Consider the following 14,983-nt stretch of genomic DNA (forward strand, 5'->3'; position numbering starts at 1 on the left):
CATCGGTCGGCCTCCCAGGCCGGCGCCCCCGGCAAGGACACCGGACGGAAGGGCGCCCCCGCCGTGGACGCGTCGGACGGCCGTGCCGCGCAGCGCGGAAGCGGTCTACCGGTGTCGCCCGGGCACACCGACGCCGCCGAGATCCCGTTCGCGTCCACCTCGATTCCCACAGCACCGCCCGCCGCCACGGTCGTGCTGCCCAGTTCGCACACCGAGGGCCTGCCGGACGACCGGTATCTCAACCGCGAACTGAGTTGGCTCGACTTCAACTCGCGTGTGCTCGCTCTCGCCGAGGACACGTCGTTGCCCTTGCTCGAGCGGGCCAAGTTCCTCGCGATCTTCGCGTCGAATCTCGACGAATTCTTCATGGTGCGCGTCGCAGGCCTCAAGCGCCGCGACGAGACCGGGCTCTCCGTGCGATCCGCCGACGGCCTGTCCCCGCGCGAACAACTCGCCCTCATCGCGCGTCGTACCCAGGAGATCTCGGACAAACATGCCCGGGTGTTCCTCGACTCGGTGCAGCCCGCCCTGGCGCGCGAAGGAATTTCGATCATCGGTTGGTCCGAACTGGGCGACGACGACCGCAGGCGCTTGTCCGTGTACTTCCACGAACAGGTCTTCCCGGTGCTCACACCTCTCGCGGTCGACCACGCGCACCCGTTCCCGTACATCAGCGGACTGAGCCTCAATCTCGCGGTGACGGTCAAGGACGCGGAGACGGGAGGTGAGCATTTCGCGCGCGTCAAGGTGCCCGACAACGTCGAGCGGTTCGTCCGGGTGCGACGCGACGACTCCCCCACCGCCGTCGACGCTTTCCTCCCGATGGAGGATCTGATCTCGGCACACCTCGACGTGCTGTTCCCGGGTATGGAGATCGTGGAGCATCACGTCTTCCGGATCACCCGCAATGCCGATTTCGAGGTCGAGGAGGACCGGGACGAGGACCTGCTGCAGGCGCTCGAACGCGAACTCGCGCGCAGACGTTTCGGCTCGCCGGTGCGCCTCGAGGTCTCCGACGACATGACCGACCACATGCTCGGGCTGCTGTTGCGCGAACTCGACGTGCACCCGGGCGACGTCGTACAGGTTCCGGGTCTGCTCGATCTGTCGAGCCTGATGCAGGTGTACAGCGTCGACCGTCCAGGGCTCAAGGAGGCACCCTTCGTCCCCGCCACCCATCCGGCGTTCGGCGAACGCGAGACACCCAAGAGCGTCTTCTCGACCCTCCGCGAGGGCGACGTGCTCGTCCATCACCCGTACGACTCGTTCTCGACGAGCGTGCAGCGGTTCATCGAGCAGGCCGCCGACGACCCGCAGGTCCTCGCGATCAAGCAGACCCTCTATCGCACGTCGGGCGATTCCCCGATCGTCGACGCACTCATCGACGCGGCCGAGGCGGGTAAACAGGTCGTCGCGCTGGTGGAGATCAAGGCGCGATTCGACGAGCAGGCGAACATCCGGTGGGCGCGCAAACTCGAACAGGCGGGAGTGCACGTCGTCTACGGTCTCGTCGGGCTCAAGACACACTGCAAGACATGCCTGGTCGTGCGCCGCGAGGGCTCGCACATCCGACGCTACTGCCACATCGGCACCGGCAACTACAACCCGAAAACCGCGCGTCTGTACGAGGACGTCGGACTGCTCACGGCAGCACCGGAGATCGGCGCGGATCTCACCGACCTGTTCAACTCGCTCACCGGCTACTCCCGAAAGTCGCGCTACCGCAACCTCCTCGTCGCGCCGTACGGCGTGCGTCGCGGCATCGTCGAGCGCATCGAACGCGAAATCGCGGCGAAGATCGAGGGCCGGGACGCGCGAATCCGGCTGAAGGCCAATGCGCTCGTCGACGAACAGGTCATCGACGCGCTGTATCGGGCGTCGCTTGCCGGGGTGCCCGTCCAGATCGTGGTGCGCGGCATCTGCGCGTTGAAGCCAGGAGTCCCGGGGCTGAGCGAGAACATCGAGGTGCGGTCGATTCTCGGGCGCTTCCTCGAACACTCCCGGATGTTCCATTTCCAGGCAATCGACGAGTACTGGATCGGCAGCGCCGACATGATGCATCGCAATCTCGATCGACGCGTCGAGGTCATGGCGCAGGTCAAGGATCCTCGACTCACCGCGCAACTCGGCGAGATCCTCGATTCCGCACTCGATGCCCGCACCCGATGCTGGGTACTCCAGAGCGACGGCAGCTGGGTGGCCGCACCCGAGCGCGACGCCGACGTACGCGAACACCAGCAGTCACTCATGCGCAACCGCACCTCCGCGTCATGAGGCAGGCCCGGTTGAACAGAGCGGTGTCGTGATTCATCGCACGGGCGATACGGGAGAGGAAGATCCTGCTGTGGGCACACATCCCCCTGCCGAAGAATCCGGCTCCACCAAGTCCGGGTCCACACAGTCCGGCTCCAAACAGATCAAGGCCAACATCTTTGCCGCAGGCGCCGTCGTATGGCGCAGATCACCGCGCGATCCCGAACGCGTCGAGATCGCGCTGATCCACCGACCGAAGTACGACGACTGGTCATTCCCGAAGGGCAAGCTCGATCCTGGCGAGACCGCGATCGTCGCTGCGGTCCGGGAAGTCGGCGAGGAGACGGGCTTCCGCGTGCGGCTGGGCCGCTATCTCGCTGCCGAGACGTACCCGGTGCCCGGGCATCGCAAACTCAAGCGCGTGCAGTTCTGGGCGGGCGAGCTCGTCGACGGGGAGTTCGCGCCCAACTCGGAGGTCGACGAACTGCGGTGGTGGACACCGCACGACGCCGTCGACCAGCTGTCGTACCCGATGGACCGCAAGGTGCTCCGACGATTCGGGGAGGCGTCCGTCGACACGTCGACGATCCTGCTCGTCCGACACGCGAAAGCGGGAAGTCGCAAGCGGTACAAGGGGGACGACGCCGACCGGCCCCTCGAGACTCGCGGACGCGCACAAGCCGATGCGCTCGTGCCGCAACTCGAAGCATTCGGTGCGCGCACGGTGTACAGCGCGGACCGCGCGAGGTGCGTCCAGACCGTCGAGCCGCTCGCCACATCTCTCGGCACAGATATCGAGATCGAACCGGCCCTGAGTGAGGAAGCGTACAAAGCGGATCCGGCACGCGCACGCGAGCGCATGCTCGCGATCGCGGCACAAGGCGGCGTGGGCGTCGTCTGCAGCCAGGGCGGCGTCATCCCCGACCTGGTCGAGTGGTGGTCGGCGCGGGACGGCGTGAGTCTGCCCCCGGCCCGAAATCGCAAGGGCAGTACCTGGGTGCTGTCGTTCGCCGACGGCCGGATGGTCGCGGCGGACCACATCGACACTCCCCTGCCCCGCGCCTCCTGACCGACTCCGCACCTCGCCGACATACGACGAGACCTGCTGTCCGGCGCAACCGGGCAGCAGGTCTCGTCGTATTCAGCAGGCGACGACTACTTCGACCGCTTGGACGCAGTCTTCTTCGCAGCCGACTTCTTGGCCGGAGCCTTCTTCGCGGCCGTGGTCTTCTTGGCCGCCGTCGACTTCGCGGCAGTCTTCTTGGCCGGAGCCTTCTTCGCGGCCGTGGCCTTCTTGGCCGCCGTCGACTTCGCAGCAGTCTTCTTCGCCGCAGTGGTCTTCTTCGCCGCGGTGGTCTTCTTCGCGGCCGTGGTCTTCTTGGCCGCCGTCGACTTCGCGGCAGTCTTCTTCGCCGCAGTGGTCTTCTTTGCCGCGGTGGTCTTCTTTGCCGCGGTGGTCTTCTTCGCGGCCGTGGTCTTCTTGGCCGCCGTCGACTTCGCGGCAGTCTTCTTGGCCGCAGTCTTCTTGGCCGCGGTCTTCTTCGCCGCCTTCTTCACCGGTGCGGCAGCGCCACGCTTGACCGCGGGGCCGGAGGCCGGAAGCTTCTGGGAGCCCGCGATGACGGCCTTGAACTGTGCACCGGGACGGAAGGCCGGGACGGACGTCGGCTTCACCTTGACGGTTTCGCCCGTACGCGGATTGCGAGCGACGCGCGCCGCACGGCGACGCTGCTCGAAGACACCGAAACCGGTGATGGTCACGTTCTCGCCGCGATGCACGGCACGGACAATGGTGTCGACGACGTTCTCCACCGCCTCGGTGGCGGTGCGTCGGTCCGTGTCGAGCTTCTCGGTCAGAACATCGATCAGTTCTGCCTTGTTCATTGATTTCCTCCGCCAAGTGGTTGGTCCGTCTTCGGACCGTCTGTAACAACGGTAAACCCAGACTACGGCAAGAGTCTATGTGCCACGCCAATTCTCGAATCGGCGGGGCCGGGGATACGGCGGTTGTATGCGGTCGAATACGCGACCTTTATGTGACGAAGGCGGTTTCGGCTCAGTCCTCCACAGCTTCGGAGAGCGTCACCGGTTTCCATGAAGGCCTTTGCTTTTCGAACTCCGAAATGGCGTCTACCTGGCGCAACGTCAATCCGATGTCGTCCAGCCCTTCGAGCAGACGCCACCTCGTGTAGTCGTCAATGTCGAACGCCACCACTGTCGTTCCCGCACTGATCGTCCTGTTCTCGAGGTCGACGACGAGTTCCAGACCGGGCTGCTCCTCGAGGAGTTTCCACAACAGTTCGACATCGCTCTGCGCGACCTGCGCGGCGAGCAAGCCCGCCTTACCCGCGTTGCCGCGGAAGATGTCGGCGAAGCGCGACGCGATCACGACGCGGAATCCGTAATCGGACAATGCCCATACGGCGTGCTCGCGCGACGACCCGGTGCCGAAGTCGGGACCGGCGACGAGGACCGAACCGCGATCGTACGGCGGCACATTGAGAATGAAGTTCGGGTCGGTGCGCCACGCGGCGAACAAGCCGTCTTCGAATCCCGTTCGCGTGACGCGCTTGAGATACACAGCGGGGATGATCTGGTCGGTGTCCACATTGGACCGACGCAGCGGGACACCGATTCCGGTGTGTGTGGTGAACTTCTCCATGACTCACTCCTGACGTATGTCGAATCCTGCATCCGGTGCCCGATTCCGTGACCGGCGGGAAGTCGCGGTCACGCGGCTCCGGGACTCAGTTCAAGTCGGCCGGTGCGGAAAGCGTTCCGCGGACGGCCGTCGCGGCCGCGACGGCGGGCGACACGAGATGCGTGCGGCCACCCTTCCCTTGCCTGCCTTCGAAGTTGCGGTTCGACGTCGACGCGGAACGCTCGCCTGGCGCAAGTTGGTCGGGATTCATTCCGAGGCACATCGAGCACCCCGCCTGACGCCATTCGGCACCGGCGGCCTCGAACACCTCACCGAGCCCTTCCGATTCGGCCTGTGCGCGCACGCGCATGGAGCCGGGCACCACCAGCATGCGTACGCCCTCGGCGACGTGCCTGCCGCGCAGGACGTCTGCGACCGCGCGCAGGTCCTCGATCCGGCCGTTGGTGCACGATCCGACGAACACCGTGTCGACCGCCACATCGCGCAGCGGCGTGCCTGCGTCGAGACCCATGTAGGCGAGCGCCTTCTCGGCCGCGAAGCGCTCGCTCTCGTCGACGAAGTCCCGCGGGTCGGGCACAGAGGCACCGAGGGGCGCGCCTTGACCGGGATTGGTGCCCCACGTGACGAACGGCGTGAGCTTCGACGCGTCGATGTGGACTTCCTTGTCGAATTCCGCACCCTCGTCGGTCTTCAACTTCTCCCATTCGGCGACGGCCGCGTCCCACTCGGCTCCTTGCGGAGCGTGCGGCCGCCCCTTGACGAATTCGTAGGTCGTCTCGTCGGGCGCGATCATGCCCGCGCGTGCGCCTGCTTCGATCGACATGTTGCAGATCGTCATACGCGATTCCATCGACAGCTTCTCGATGGCCTCGCCCCGGTACTCGAGGACGTAGCCCTGCCCACCCCCGGTCCCGATCTGCGCGATCACGGCGAGGACGAGGTCCTTGCTCGTGACCCCGGGAGGCAGCTCGCCGTCGACGGTGATCGCCATCGTCTTGAACGGCCGCAGCGACAAGGTCTGGGTCGCCATGACGTGCTCGACCTCGCTCGTGCCGATGCCCATGGCGAGGGCGCCGAAGGCACCGTGCGTGGACGTGTGACTGTCTCCGCACACGACGGTCGTTCCGGGCTGGGTGAGACCCAACTGCGGGCCGACGACGTGCACGATGCCCTGATCGAGATCGCCCATGGGGTACAGGCGCACACCGAACTCTTCGCAGTTGCGACGGAGCGTGTCGACCTGAGTACGCGAGACCGGATCGGCGATGGGCTTGTCGATGTCGATCGTCGGCACGTTGTGGTCCTCGGTCGCGATCGTGAGATCGGGACGGCGCAGCGGACGGCCGGCCAGACGCAGCCCGTCGAAGGCCTGCGGACTGGTGACTTCGTGCACGAGGTGGAGGTCGATGTAGATGAGGTCCGGCTGATCGCCTTCGCCGCGAACGACGACGTGCTGATCCCAGACCTTCTGCGCCAACGTGCGTGGTGTCTCCGTCATCTCTTCCACCTTCGAGTGTCGCTGTCTTCCGAATGTCGCTGTCTTTCGTGGCCAGGCGCCGTACCCACGGTGTCCCGGGCGTCGATACGCTACGATCTCACTATGCGAGAGGGTGGTATCGACCTATGAGACAGCATAGCGGCATCGGCGTACTCGACAAAGCGATGGGCGTGCTGCACGCGGTCGCCGAATCGCCGTGCAATCTGACCGAACTGTGCACGCGTACCGGATTGCCGCGCGCAACCGCACATCGACTCGCGGTCGGACTCGAGGTGCACCGGCTGCTCACGCGCGACGCGGACGGCCTGTGGTGCACCGGCCCCGGCCTGGCCGAGCTGGCAGCCACGGCCAACGATCCCCTGTTGTCCGCCGCGTCCATGGTGCTGCCACGGCTTCGCGAGATCACCGGCGAGAGCGTCCAGCTGTACCGGCGGGAAGGCACACAACGCATCTGCATCGCGTCGATGGAGCCTCCGACCGGTCTACGCGACACGGTCCTCGTCGGCGCACGACTGCCGATGACGGCCGGCTCTGGCGCGAAAGTCCTTCTGGCATGGGCTGATCCGCAGATCCAACGTGCGATCCTCCCCGACGCCGCTTTCGGCGAGCGCGTCCTGCTCGAAGTGCGCAGGCGCGGCTGGGCACAGAGCGCCGCCGAGCGCGAGCCCGGGGTCGCGAGCGTCGCCGCCCCGGTGCGCGACGCCGGCGGCACGGTGGTCGCCGCGATCTCGGTCTCCGGGCCCATCGATCGCATGGGACGCCGTCCCGGGGCACGATGGGCGGCAGACCTCCTCGCAGCAGCGGAGGCACTGCACAAACGTCTGTGATCGGCCGGCGGCAGCGCGCGGCACCGATCGCGAAGAGAGGAACACACCGTGGGCACCAACCAACGAGCACAGATCACGATGAGCGACCGCGAGATCGCGGAGTTCGTGACAGCCAGTCGCGTCGCGACGATGGCCACCCTCGGGCAGTCGGGCATGCCGCACCTGGTCGCCATGTGGTACGCCGTGATCGACGGCGAGATCTGGTTCGAGACCAAGGCCAAGTCGCAGAAGGCCACCAACCTGCGCCGCGACGGCCGGATCTCGGTGCTCGTCGAGGACGGCGACACGTACGACACATTGCGCGGCGTCTCGATCGAAGGCCGCGCCGAGATCCACGACGATCCCGGCGCGATGTTCCCGGTGGGGGTCAGCGTGTGGGAGCGCTACACGGGCCCGTACTCGGACGATCTTCGGCCGGCGGTCGAGGCGATGCTGCACAAGCGCGTCGTCGTCCGCGTGGTGCCCGAGCGGGTCCGCTCGTGGGACCACCGCAAGCTCGGCCTGCCCGCGATGCCCGTCGGGGGCAGCACCGCGGCATCCGTCACGTCGGCAGCGGTGGGCGCATCCGGCGAAGCTGCCGTGTAGAGCGGACACGCGGCGTATTTTCGAGCGCAGCGGGCCTGTGCGTCGGACCCGGGGCGCACCCGTCCCACCGGCAACAGGTCAGGCCCGCCCGTCCCGAACCGAGAGGAGCGAGCGGTGACCGAACCGAGCGACGAGACCAGACGACGCTTCCGCGAGGCGCTCGAACGCAAGAATCACGCGACCCATGCGACCGGCGGCTCACACGAGGACGCCCACGCCAAGGTGGATCACGCGCACGGCCCCGCCGATCACAAGCGCGAGTTCCGGCGCAAGAGTGGGTGAGCTCGCAGCGAGACAGAGCGGGTGAGACCGTCGCCGATCAGCGAACACGGCGGTATGGTTCCCCGAAATGGAAGAACGCCCCCGGTCGATGACCGGGGGCGTTCTTCGTTGTAGCCCCGACGGGATTCGAACCCGCGCTACCGCCTTGAGAGGGCGGCGTCCTAGGCCGCTAGACGACGGGGCCAGGACTTGCACTCGCCGCTGACGGGATCGATTTCCCGTGTGCGACAAGGTCTTTCGCGTGGAAGCTGAGCTCTTCGCTTGCGAAGCTCTGTCAGCTTAGCTTCCCGGCGCTCGGAGTCAAAATCGGCCCTTTCGGGGCAGATCCGCAACTCGCGCTCACCGCTGGGGTACCAGGACTCGAACCTAGAATGGCTGAACCAGAATCAGCTGTGTTGCCAATTACACCATACCCCACTGACCTGTTGCGGCCCGGCTCACACGAGGAGAACCGGGCCGCTCGGGCCGAAGAGAAGATTACCAGCACACCCGGCCGGTTTACCAAATCGTCAGGTCAGAAGCCCTTTCGCACCGACCGACGCCAGCAGCTGTTCAGGACAACGCGCGCGCACGATCTCGCGCCGCCGCGAGACGTCCCATCGTGGCGGGTGCGCCGAGCAGTTCGAGCGACTCGTAGAGCGGCGGGCTGATGTGCGAGCCGGTGACAGCGACGCGCACCGGCGCGAATGCCTTACGAGGCTTGAGACCGAGCCCGTCGACGAGCGCGGACTTGAGCGCGTCCTCGAGGGCGGCAGCGCGCCAGTCGTCGACGCCCTCGAGTGCCCCGATCGCTGCGTCGAGAACCGGCACCGCGTCGGCGCCGAGGTTCTTGTCGGCCGCCGCCGGATCGATCTCGAACACGTCGTCGGGGGTGAAGAGGAACTTCAACAGTCCCCACGCGTCGGACAGCACCACGATGCGCGTCTGCACGAGCTCGGCAGCCTTGACGAAGAGTTCCTCGTCGACCTCGACGAGGCCGTAGTACTCCGCGAGGTACGCGCGGAGCCGCCGTGCGAACTCCGCGGGAGCGAGCAGCCGGATGTGCTCGGCGTTGATCGCGTCGGCCTTCTTCTGATCGAAGCGCGCGGGGTTCGAGTTGACCTTCGAGATGTCGAACGCCTCGACCATCTCGTCGAGCGAGAAGACGTCGTGGTCGTCCGAGATGCCCCACCCGAGCAGTGCCAGGTAGTTGAGCAGTCCCTCCGGAACGAACCCGCGCTCACGGTGGATGAAGAGATTCGACTCGGGGTCACGCTTGGACAGCTTCTTGTTGCCCTGCCCCATCACGAACGGCAGATGACCGAACGCGGGTGTGAACTTCGCGACACCGATACGCTCGAGCGCTTCGTAGAGAGCGAGTTGACGCGGTGTCGAGGACAGCAGATCCTCGCCGCGCAACACGTGCGTGATGTTCATCGTCGCATCGTCGACCGGGTTGACGAGCGTGTACAACGGGATGCCGTTGCCGCGGGTGAGCGCGAAGTCGGGCACCGTGCCCGCCTTGAAGGTGGTCTCACCGCGCACGAGATCGTGCCAGGTGAGGTCGTGGTCGGGCATCCGCAGCCGCACGACCGGCTTGCGTCCCTCGTCGAGGAATGCCTGCCGCTGCTCGGGCGTGAGATCGCGATCGAAGTTGTCGTATCCGAGCTTCGGATCCCGGCCCGCCGCGCGGTGACGCGCCTCGACCTCGTCGGGCGTCGAGAACGATTCGTACGCCTCGCCGGCCTCGAGGAGCTTGGCGACCACGTCGAGATGGAGGTCGCGCCGCTCCGACTGACGGTACGGCCCGTACGGACCGCCGACCTCGGGGCCCTCGTCCCAGTCGAGCCCGAGCCAGCGCAACGCGTCGAGCAGAGCCGCGTACGACTCCTCGGAGTCGCGCGCCGCATCGGTGTCTTCGATACGGAACACGAACGTGCCCTTGGTGTGCCGGGCGTACGCCCAGTTGAACAGCGCCGTGCGGACGAGCCCCACGTGGGGCGTACCGGTGGGCGACGGGCAGAAACGGACGCGAACTTCGCTTGCGGTGGTCATGACTCACTTCGGTCGACAGGGTGCGAGACGGACCCCTACAGGCTAGCGCCGGATCAGCGTCCCGACTTGCGCACCACCGGATTCATGAGCGTCCCGATGCCGGACACCGAAACGCTCACGCTCTGACCGTCGGTCATCGGACCGACTCCCTCGGGCGTGCCGGTGAGAATCACGTCGCCGGGCAGCAGCGTCATGACGGCCGAGACCCATTCGACGATCTTCGGCACGTCGTGCAGCAGCAGGCCGGTGTTACTGCTCTGCTTCACGACTCCGTCGAGTTCGGTCTTGACGTCCAGATCCGAAGCATCCAAGGACGTTTCGATCCACGGACCCAGCGGACAGAAGGTGTCGTACCCCTTGCCCCTCGTCCACTGCCCGTCGGACTTCTGCTGATCGCGCGCGGTGACGTCATTCGCGACGGTGTATCCCAGCACGACGTCGAGTGCCTTCGCGGCCGGAACGTCCTTGCACGGCCTGCCGATCACGACCGCGAGTTCACCCTCGTAGTCGACGCGCTCGGACGACGGCGGCAACACGATCGGCGCTCCCGGCCCGACGATCGAGGTCGACGGTTTGAGGAAGATCACCGGATCCTCGGGGGCGGCGCCACCCATCTCCTCGGCATGTGCGGCGTAGTTCTTACCCACCGCGACGACCTTCGTGGCGAGAATCGGCGCGAGCAGCCTGACGTCGGCGAGCGGCCAGCTGCGCCCGGTGAACGTGGGCGTACCGAAAGGATGTTCGGCGATCTCCCGTGCCGTCATGTGTGCGGCATCCGCTTCTTCACCCTCGATGCTCACGAAGGCGACACCGTCGGGACTCGCAATTCGACCTAGACGCATGCCGTGAGTCTATCCGCCGCCGCGCCGTCACCTTCCTCCATCGCGGCAGTCGGTATAGACTCGGCATCTCTACCCACACAGTGAGACTCAATTCCCATCTACTGGGATTCCTTCAAGACGATCGGGGTTGCCGTGGAGACCGTTCCGCCGCCCACCTCACGCAGATGGACGATGCTCGCGCTCGGCATGTTCGCGCAGGCCGCGCAGGCGGTGTTCGTCAACGGCGTGGCATTCCTCATCCCCGAGCTGCAGCGCACGCACGGGTTGAGCCTCGCGCACACCGGCCTGCTGGTATCGGCGCCCACGGTGGGCGTCATGGCGACGCTCATCGTGTGGGGCGGACTCGCCGACAGGTACGGCGAACGCGCCGTACTCGCGACCGGACTCGGACTGACCGCCGCCGCAGGCCTCGGCGCTGCCCTGTCCGGCCCGCTGTGGGCGGTCGGGGCCTTCCTCCTCGTCGGTGGCATGGCCGCCTCCTCGGCGAATGCCGCGAGCGGGCGCGTCGTCGTCGGCTGGTTCCCTGCACATCGGCGGGGCCTCGCCATGGGAATTCGCCAGATGTCGCTTCCCGTCGGCATCGCGTGTGCATCGCTCACAGTGCCGACGCTTGCGCACGACCACGGCATCGGCTGGGCGCTCGCGGTCCCCACCTCGCTGTGCGCGCTCGCTGCACTCAGTTGCGCTGTGGGAGTGGTCGATCCACCACGACCGGCGCGCAGCGCGGCAGCCGAGCTCGGCATGCTCGACAACCCGTACCGCACGCGCCCGGCACTGTGGCGGATCCATGCCGCGTCGGCACTGTTGGTCGTGCCCCAGTACACGGTGTGGACGTTCGCGCTCGTGTGGCTCGTCTCCGAGCGCGGATGGTCGGCGCCCTCCGCCGGGGCGCTCATCACCGCAATCCAGGTGCTGGGCGCACTCGGCAGGGTCGCGGCGGGACAGTGGTCCGATCGAGTCGGCAGCCGCATGCGCCCGCTCCGGGCGGTCGCGCTCGCCGGCGCCGTCACGATGGGCGCCCTCGCAGCATTCGACGCGGCGGACTCGCCGTGGTCGATCGTCGCCCTCGTCCTCGCGTCGATCGCGACCGTCGCACCGAACGGGCTCGCGTTCACAGCGGTCGCCGAAATCGCAGGACCGTACTGGAGCGGACGGGCACTGGGCACGCAGAACACCGGCCAGTTCCTCGTCGCCGCCGCGGTTCCGCCCGTGTTCGGCGCGCTCATCGCCACAGTCGGCTATCCGCTCGCGTTCGCGGCGTCCGCGTTGCTTCCCGCGGCTGCCGTGCCGGTGGTGCCTGCCGACGACCCGTCCCGCGACACCCTCTGACAGCCGTCGGCCACACACACGTCCCCAGTGCGGATGTGAGGTCGGTCACCGAGCGCCCCGCGATGCCTCTACGCTCGACCACATGAGCGCACGCGAAGACTCGCCGTCGACCCAGCCACCACAACCCGCACCCGTGGTACACGCGTACCGCGACGACGCACTCGGCACCCTCGACGCCACCGGGGTGGCCGACGCGATCGCCGCGGGAGACCTCACGGCCCGTGAGGCGGTCGACGCCGCGATCGCACGTGCCGATGCCGTCGCCGACACCCTCGGCGCATTCGTGACCACCGTCTTCGACGACGCACGCGCGCGGGCAGGCGTTCGCGGCACCGGAGCCTTCGCGGGCGTGCCGACGGTGATCAAGGACAATGTCGAGGTGCGCGGCCTGCCCACGGGCCACGGGAGCGCTGCATTCACGCCGGCGCCCGCGAAACACGACGGCCCGTTCGTGCGGCAGTTCGCGTCGACGGGCGCGATCAGCCTCGGCAAGACCCGACTGCCCGAGTTCGGATTCAACGCGACGGGCGAGTTCGTCGACGCTCTGCCCGTACGTAATCCGTGGAACACCGACTATTCGTCGGGCGCATCCTCGTCCGGTTCCGCCGCACTCGTCGCTGCGGGTGTCGTGCCGTTCGCGCACGCGAACGACGGCGGCGGATCGATCCGGATTCCGGCCGCCGCGTGTGGTCTCGTGGGACTCAAACCCACGAGGGGTCGGTTCGTCGCCGAGCGCATGGACCGCATGATGCCGGTGCAGTTGGTGACACAGGGAGTCGTCACCCGCACCGTGCGCGACACCGCCAACTTCTTCGCCGCGGCAGAGGTGTACTCCCGCAACGAGAAGCTGCCGCCGGTACGCCGGGTGCTGGGCGCGTCGCCTACGCGGCTGCGGATCGGTGTCGTCACCGACTCGCTCACCGCGAGCCCCGACGCCGAGACGCGCGCCGCGATCCATTCGACCGCCGAGTTACTCGCGGGACTCGGGCATCACGTCGAGGATGCCGCGCTCCCCGTGGGCCCGGCCTTCGCAGAGGCATTCGAAATCTACTGGGGGATGCTGGCTTTCCTGATCACGACCACGGGCAAAACCATGGGCCGCGATTTCGACCGCACGCGCACCGACACCCTCACGCAGGGCCTGTACCGGCTGTACCGCAACAACATCGGCCGCACCCCGCGGGTGCTGCGCGAGTTGCGGCGCAGCGCGCGTGCGTACGCGGCGGTCACCGAGCGGTTCGACGTCGTCCTCTCGCCCGTCGTGAGCGGAACGACACCGAAGCTCGGATACCTCTCCCCCGCACAGGATTTCGATCAACTGTTCACGCGTCTGGTCGCGCACGTGGCGTACACGCCGCTCAACAACGCCGCAGGCGGCCCGGCGATCGCGCTACCGCTGCACCGCACCGCGAACGGAATGCCGCTTGCGTCGCACTTCTCCGCGGCGAGCGGCGACGAGCGCACCCTCCTCGAGCTCGCGTTCGAACTCGAGGAGGCGAGGCCGTGGCCACTCCTCGCGAACGCGGACGCCCCCGGGTCCCCCGCCACTGCGTGACAGGGGATCCGCGGCGAATCAGAGTGCGGCAGCGATGCGGTCGCCGACCTCGGTCGTGACGACCGGTCCGTCGCCCCGCGATGCGAGATCGGCTTCGACCGCGCGCTCGATCTTCGCGGCGTCGTCCTCGCGGCCGAGGTGCCGCAGCAGCAGCGCTGCCGACAGAATGGCCGCAGTCGGATCGGCGATCCCCTGGCCCGCGATGTCGGGGGCGCTGCCGTGCACCGGCTCGAACATCGACGGGTTCGTGCCCGACGCGTCGATGTTCCCGGACGCGGCGAGGCCGATACCACCCGTGACCGCACCCGCGAGGTCGGTGATGATGTCGCCGAACAGGTTGTCGGTGACGATCACGTCGAAGCGCGACGGGTCCGTGACCATGTAGATCGTCGCGGCATCGATGTGGCAGTAGTCGGTCGTGACGTCCGGGTACTCCTTGCCGACGGTCTCGACGGCGCGCGTCCAGATCGCGCCGGCATTCGAGAGCACGTTGGTCTTGTGGATCAGCGTGAGGTGTCCCCGCCGTGACTGCGCGAGCGCGAACGCGTACCGCACGACACGTTCGGCGCCGAACCACGTGTTGATCGACACCTCGGTCGCGATCTCGTGCGGCGTGCCGACGCGGATCGCGCCGCCGTTGCCGGTGTACGGCCCCTCGGTGCCTTCGCGGACCACCACGAAGTCGATGTCGGGGTTCGCCGCGAGCGGCGACGACGAGCCCGGGTACAGCTGGGCCGGCCGGAGATTGACGTGATGGTCGAGAGCGAAGCGCATGTTCAGCAGCAGACCGCGCTCGAGTACGCCCGGTATGACGGACGGATCGCCGATTGCACCGAGGAGGATCGCGTCGTGTCCGCGGATCGCGTCGAGGTCGGCGTCGGGCAGCAGTTCGCCCGTCGCGTTGTACCGTCGCGCCCCGAGATCGTATTCCGTCGTCTCGAGATCGGGAACGAGCGTGCGCAGTACCTTGAGTGCCTCGGCCGTGACCTCGACACCGATCCCGTCGCCGGGGATGACCGCCAATTTCATGTCTGGACTCGCTTTCTCGCGGCTGTGCCGCACGATCGGCGTGCGGCTCGGCCGCACGGAACGGCCGCGATCGCCCGGAGGGACGAT

At 67.3% G+C, this 14,983-nt stretch carries 13 protein-coding genes and 2 tRNA genes; 7 read left to right on the plus strand and 8 right to left on the minus strand.

The genetic code is table 11. The features are described from left to right. The first annotated feature begins 162 nt into the window (after window positions 1-162). Both HCA44_RS02105 and HCA44_RS02110 read left to right on the plus strand, forming a co-directional pair. Window positions 163-2,274 (plus strand): RNA degradosome polyphosphate kinase, encoded by a 2,112-nt coding sequence (locus HCA44_RS02105; protein WP_346764539.1) that lies wholly within the window; start codon window positions 163-165, stop codon window positions 2,272-2,274. 142 nt (window positions 2,275-2,416) lie between these two features. Continuing rightward, window positions 2,417-3,322, plus strand: coding sequence for an NUDIX hydrolase (locus HCA44_RS02110; RefSeq protein WP_346764540.1), 906 nt, complete (start codon window positions 2,417-2,419; stop codon window positions 3,320-3,322). 86 nt (window positions 3,323-3,408) lie between these two features. On the opposite strand, the gene HCA44_RS02115 is transcribed toward HCA44_RS02110, so the two are convergent. The 3 genes from HCA44_RS02115 to leuC all read right to left on the minus strand — a co-directional run bounded on the left by HCA44_RS02115 (window position 3,409) and on the right by leuC (window position 6,422). Then, the gene (locus tag HCA44_RS02115) at window positions 3,409-4,137 is read right to left on the minus strand and encodes an HU family DNA-binding protein (RefSeq protein WP_169646844.1); all 729 of its coding nucleotides are present in this window, start codon (window positions 4,135-4,137) and stop codon (window positions 3,409-3,411) included. Between the two features lie 172 nt (window positions 4,138-4,309). Further along, the gene (gene leuD / locus HCA44_RS02120; RefSeq protein ID WP_169646845.1) at window positions 4,310-4,915 is read right to left on the minus strand and encodes a 3-isopropylmalate dehydratase small subunit; all 606 of its coding nucleotides are present in this window, start codon (window positions 4,913-4,915) and stop codon (window positions 4,310-4,312) included. A gap of 85 nt (window positions 4,916-5,000) precedes the next feature. Further along, complete coding sequence (gene leuC, locus HCA44_RS02125; RefSeq protein ID WP_169646846.1) at window positions 5,001-6,422, minus strand: 3-isopropylmalate dehydratase large subunit; 1,422 nt, start codon at window positions 6,420-6,422, stop codon at window positions 5,001-5,003. 116 nt (window positions 6,423-6,538) lie between these two features. Between leuC and HCA44_RS02130 the strand changes: the two genes are divergently transcribed. From HCA44_RS02130 to HCA44_RS02140, 3 genes are all read left to right on the plus strand, one after another. Then, window positions 6,539-7,240: an IclR family transcriptional regulator gene (locus HCA44_RS02130; RefSeq protein ID WP_169646847.1), complete on the plus strand. Its 702-nt coding sequence runs from the start codon at window positions 6,539-6,541 to the stop codon at window positions 7,238-7,240. 48 nt (window positions 7,241-7,288) lie between these two features. Beyond that, on the plus strand, window positions 7,289-7,825 hold the full coding sequence (locus HCA44_RS02135; protein WP_169646848.1) for a PPOX class F420-dependent oxidoreductase: 537 nt from the start codon (window positions 7,289-7,291) through the stop codon (window positions 7,823-7,825). A 114-nt stretch (window positions 7,826-7,939) separates the two neighbouring features. Beyond that, the gene (locus HCA44_RS02140; protein WP_169646849.1) at window positions 7,940-8,107 is read left to right on the plus strand and encodes a DUF5302 domain-containing protein; all 168 of its coding nucleotides are present in this window, start codon (window positions 7,940-7,942) and stop codon (window positions 8,105-8,107) included. A 111-nt stretch (window positions 8,108-8,218) separates the two neighbouring features. Here HCA44_RS02140 and HCA44_RS02145 read toward each other — a convergent pair. The 4 genes from HCA44_RS02145 to HCA44_RS02160 form a co-directional block, all read right to left on the minus strand. Next, window positions 8,219-8,291: transfer RNA gene (locus HCA44_RS02145), tRNA-Glu, on the minus strand. Between the two features lie 161 nt (window positions 8,292-8,452). Next, window positions 8,453-8,524: transfer RNA gene (locus tag HCA44_RS02150), tRNA-Gln, on the minus strand. A 135-nt stretch (window positions 8,525-8,659) separates the two neighbouring features. Then, the gene (gene gltX, locus HCA44_RS02155) at window positions 8,660-10,141 is read right to left on the minus strand and encodes a glutamate--tRNA ligase (protein WP_169646850.1); all 1,482 of its coding nucleotides are present in this window, start codon (window positions 10,139-10,141) and stop codon (window positions 8,660-8,662) included. A gap of 53 nt (window positions 10,142-10,194) precedes the next feature. After that, a complete protein-coding gene (locus HCA44_RS02160) occupies window positions 10,195-10,983 on the minus strand; it encodes a fumarylacetoacetate hydrolase family protein (RefSeq protein ID WP_169646851.1) in 789 nt (262 codons plus the stop codon). Between the two features lie 171 nt (window positions 10,984-11,154). Between HCA44_RS02160 and HCA44_RS02165 the strand changes: the two genes are divergently transcribed. Together HCA44_RS02165 and HCA44_RS02170 are read left to right on the plus strand one after the other, a co-directional pair. Beyond that, window positions 11,155-12,312 (plus strand): MFS transporter, encoded by a 1,158-nt coding sequence (locus HCA44_RS02165; RefSeq protein WP_169646927.1) that lies wholly within the window; start codon window positions 11,155-11,157, stop codon window positions 12,310-12,312. 82 nt (window positions 12,313-12,394) lie between these two features. Next, complete coding sequence (locus HCA44_RS02170) at window positions 12,395-13,867, plus strand: amidase (protein ID WP_169646852.1); 1,473 nt, start codon at window positions 12,395-12,397, stop codon at window positions 13,865-13,867. An 18-nt stretch (window positions 13,868-13,885) separates the two neighbouring features. Here the strand turns inward: HCA44_RS02170 and HCA44_RS02175 are convergent, their stop codons facing one another. Further along, window positions 13,886-14,896 (minus strand): 3-isopropylmalate dehydrogenase, encoded by a 1,011-nt coding sequence (locus HCA44_RS02175; protein WP_169646853.1) that lies wholly within the window; start codon window positions 14,894-14,896, stop codon window positions 13,886-13,888. Window positions 14,897-14,983 lie beyond the last annotated feature (87 nt).

The organism is Rhodococcus sp. HNM0569, from assembly GCF_012726205.1.
Classification (GTDB): Bacteria; Actinomycetota; Actinomycetes; order Mycobacteriales; family Mycobacteriaceae; genus Rhodococcus_F.

Coding starts and splice junctions, on each gene's coding strand:
- HCA44_RS02175 (WP_169646853.1), bottom strand. CDS start 14,896: ATGAAATTGGCGGTCATCCCCGGCGACGGGATCGGTGTCGAGGTCACG.
- HCA44_RS02130 (WP_169646847.1), top strand. CDS start 6,539: ATGAGACAGCATAGCGGCATCGGCGTACTCGACAAAGCGATGGGCGTG.
- leuD (WP_169646845.1), bottom strand. CDS start 4,915: ATGGAGAAGTTCACCACACACACCGGAATCGGTGTCCCGCTGCGTCGG.
- gltX (WP_169646850.1), bottom strand. CDS start 10,141: ATGACCACCGCAAGCGAAGTTCGCGTCCGTTTCTGCCCGTCGCCCACC.
- HCA44_RS02165 (WP_169646927.1), top strand. CDS start 11,155: ATGCTCGCGCTCGGCATGTTCGCGCAGGCCGCGCAGGCGGTGTTCGTC.
- HCA44_RS02115 (WP_169646844.1), bottom strand. CDS start 4,137: ATGAACAAGGCAGAACTGATCGATGTTCTGACCGAGAAGCTCGACACG.
- HCA44_RS02170 (WP_169646852.1), top strand. CDS start 12,395: ATGAGCGCACGCGAAGACTCGCCGTCGACCCAGCCACCACAACCCGCA.
- HCA44_RS02160 (WP_169646851.1), bottom strand. CDS start 10,983: ATGCGTCTAGGTCGAATTGCGAGTCCCGACGGTGTCGCCTTCGTGAGC.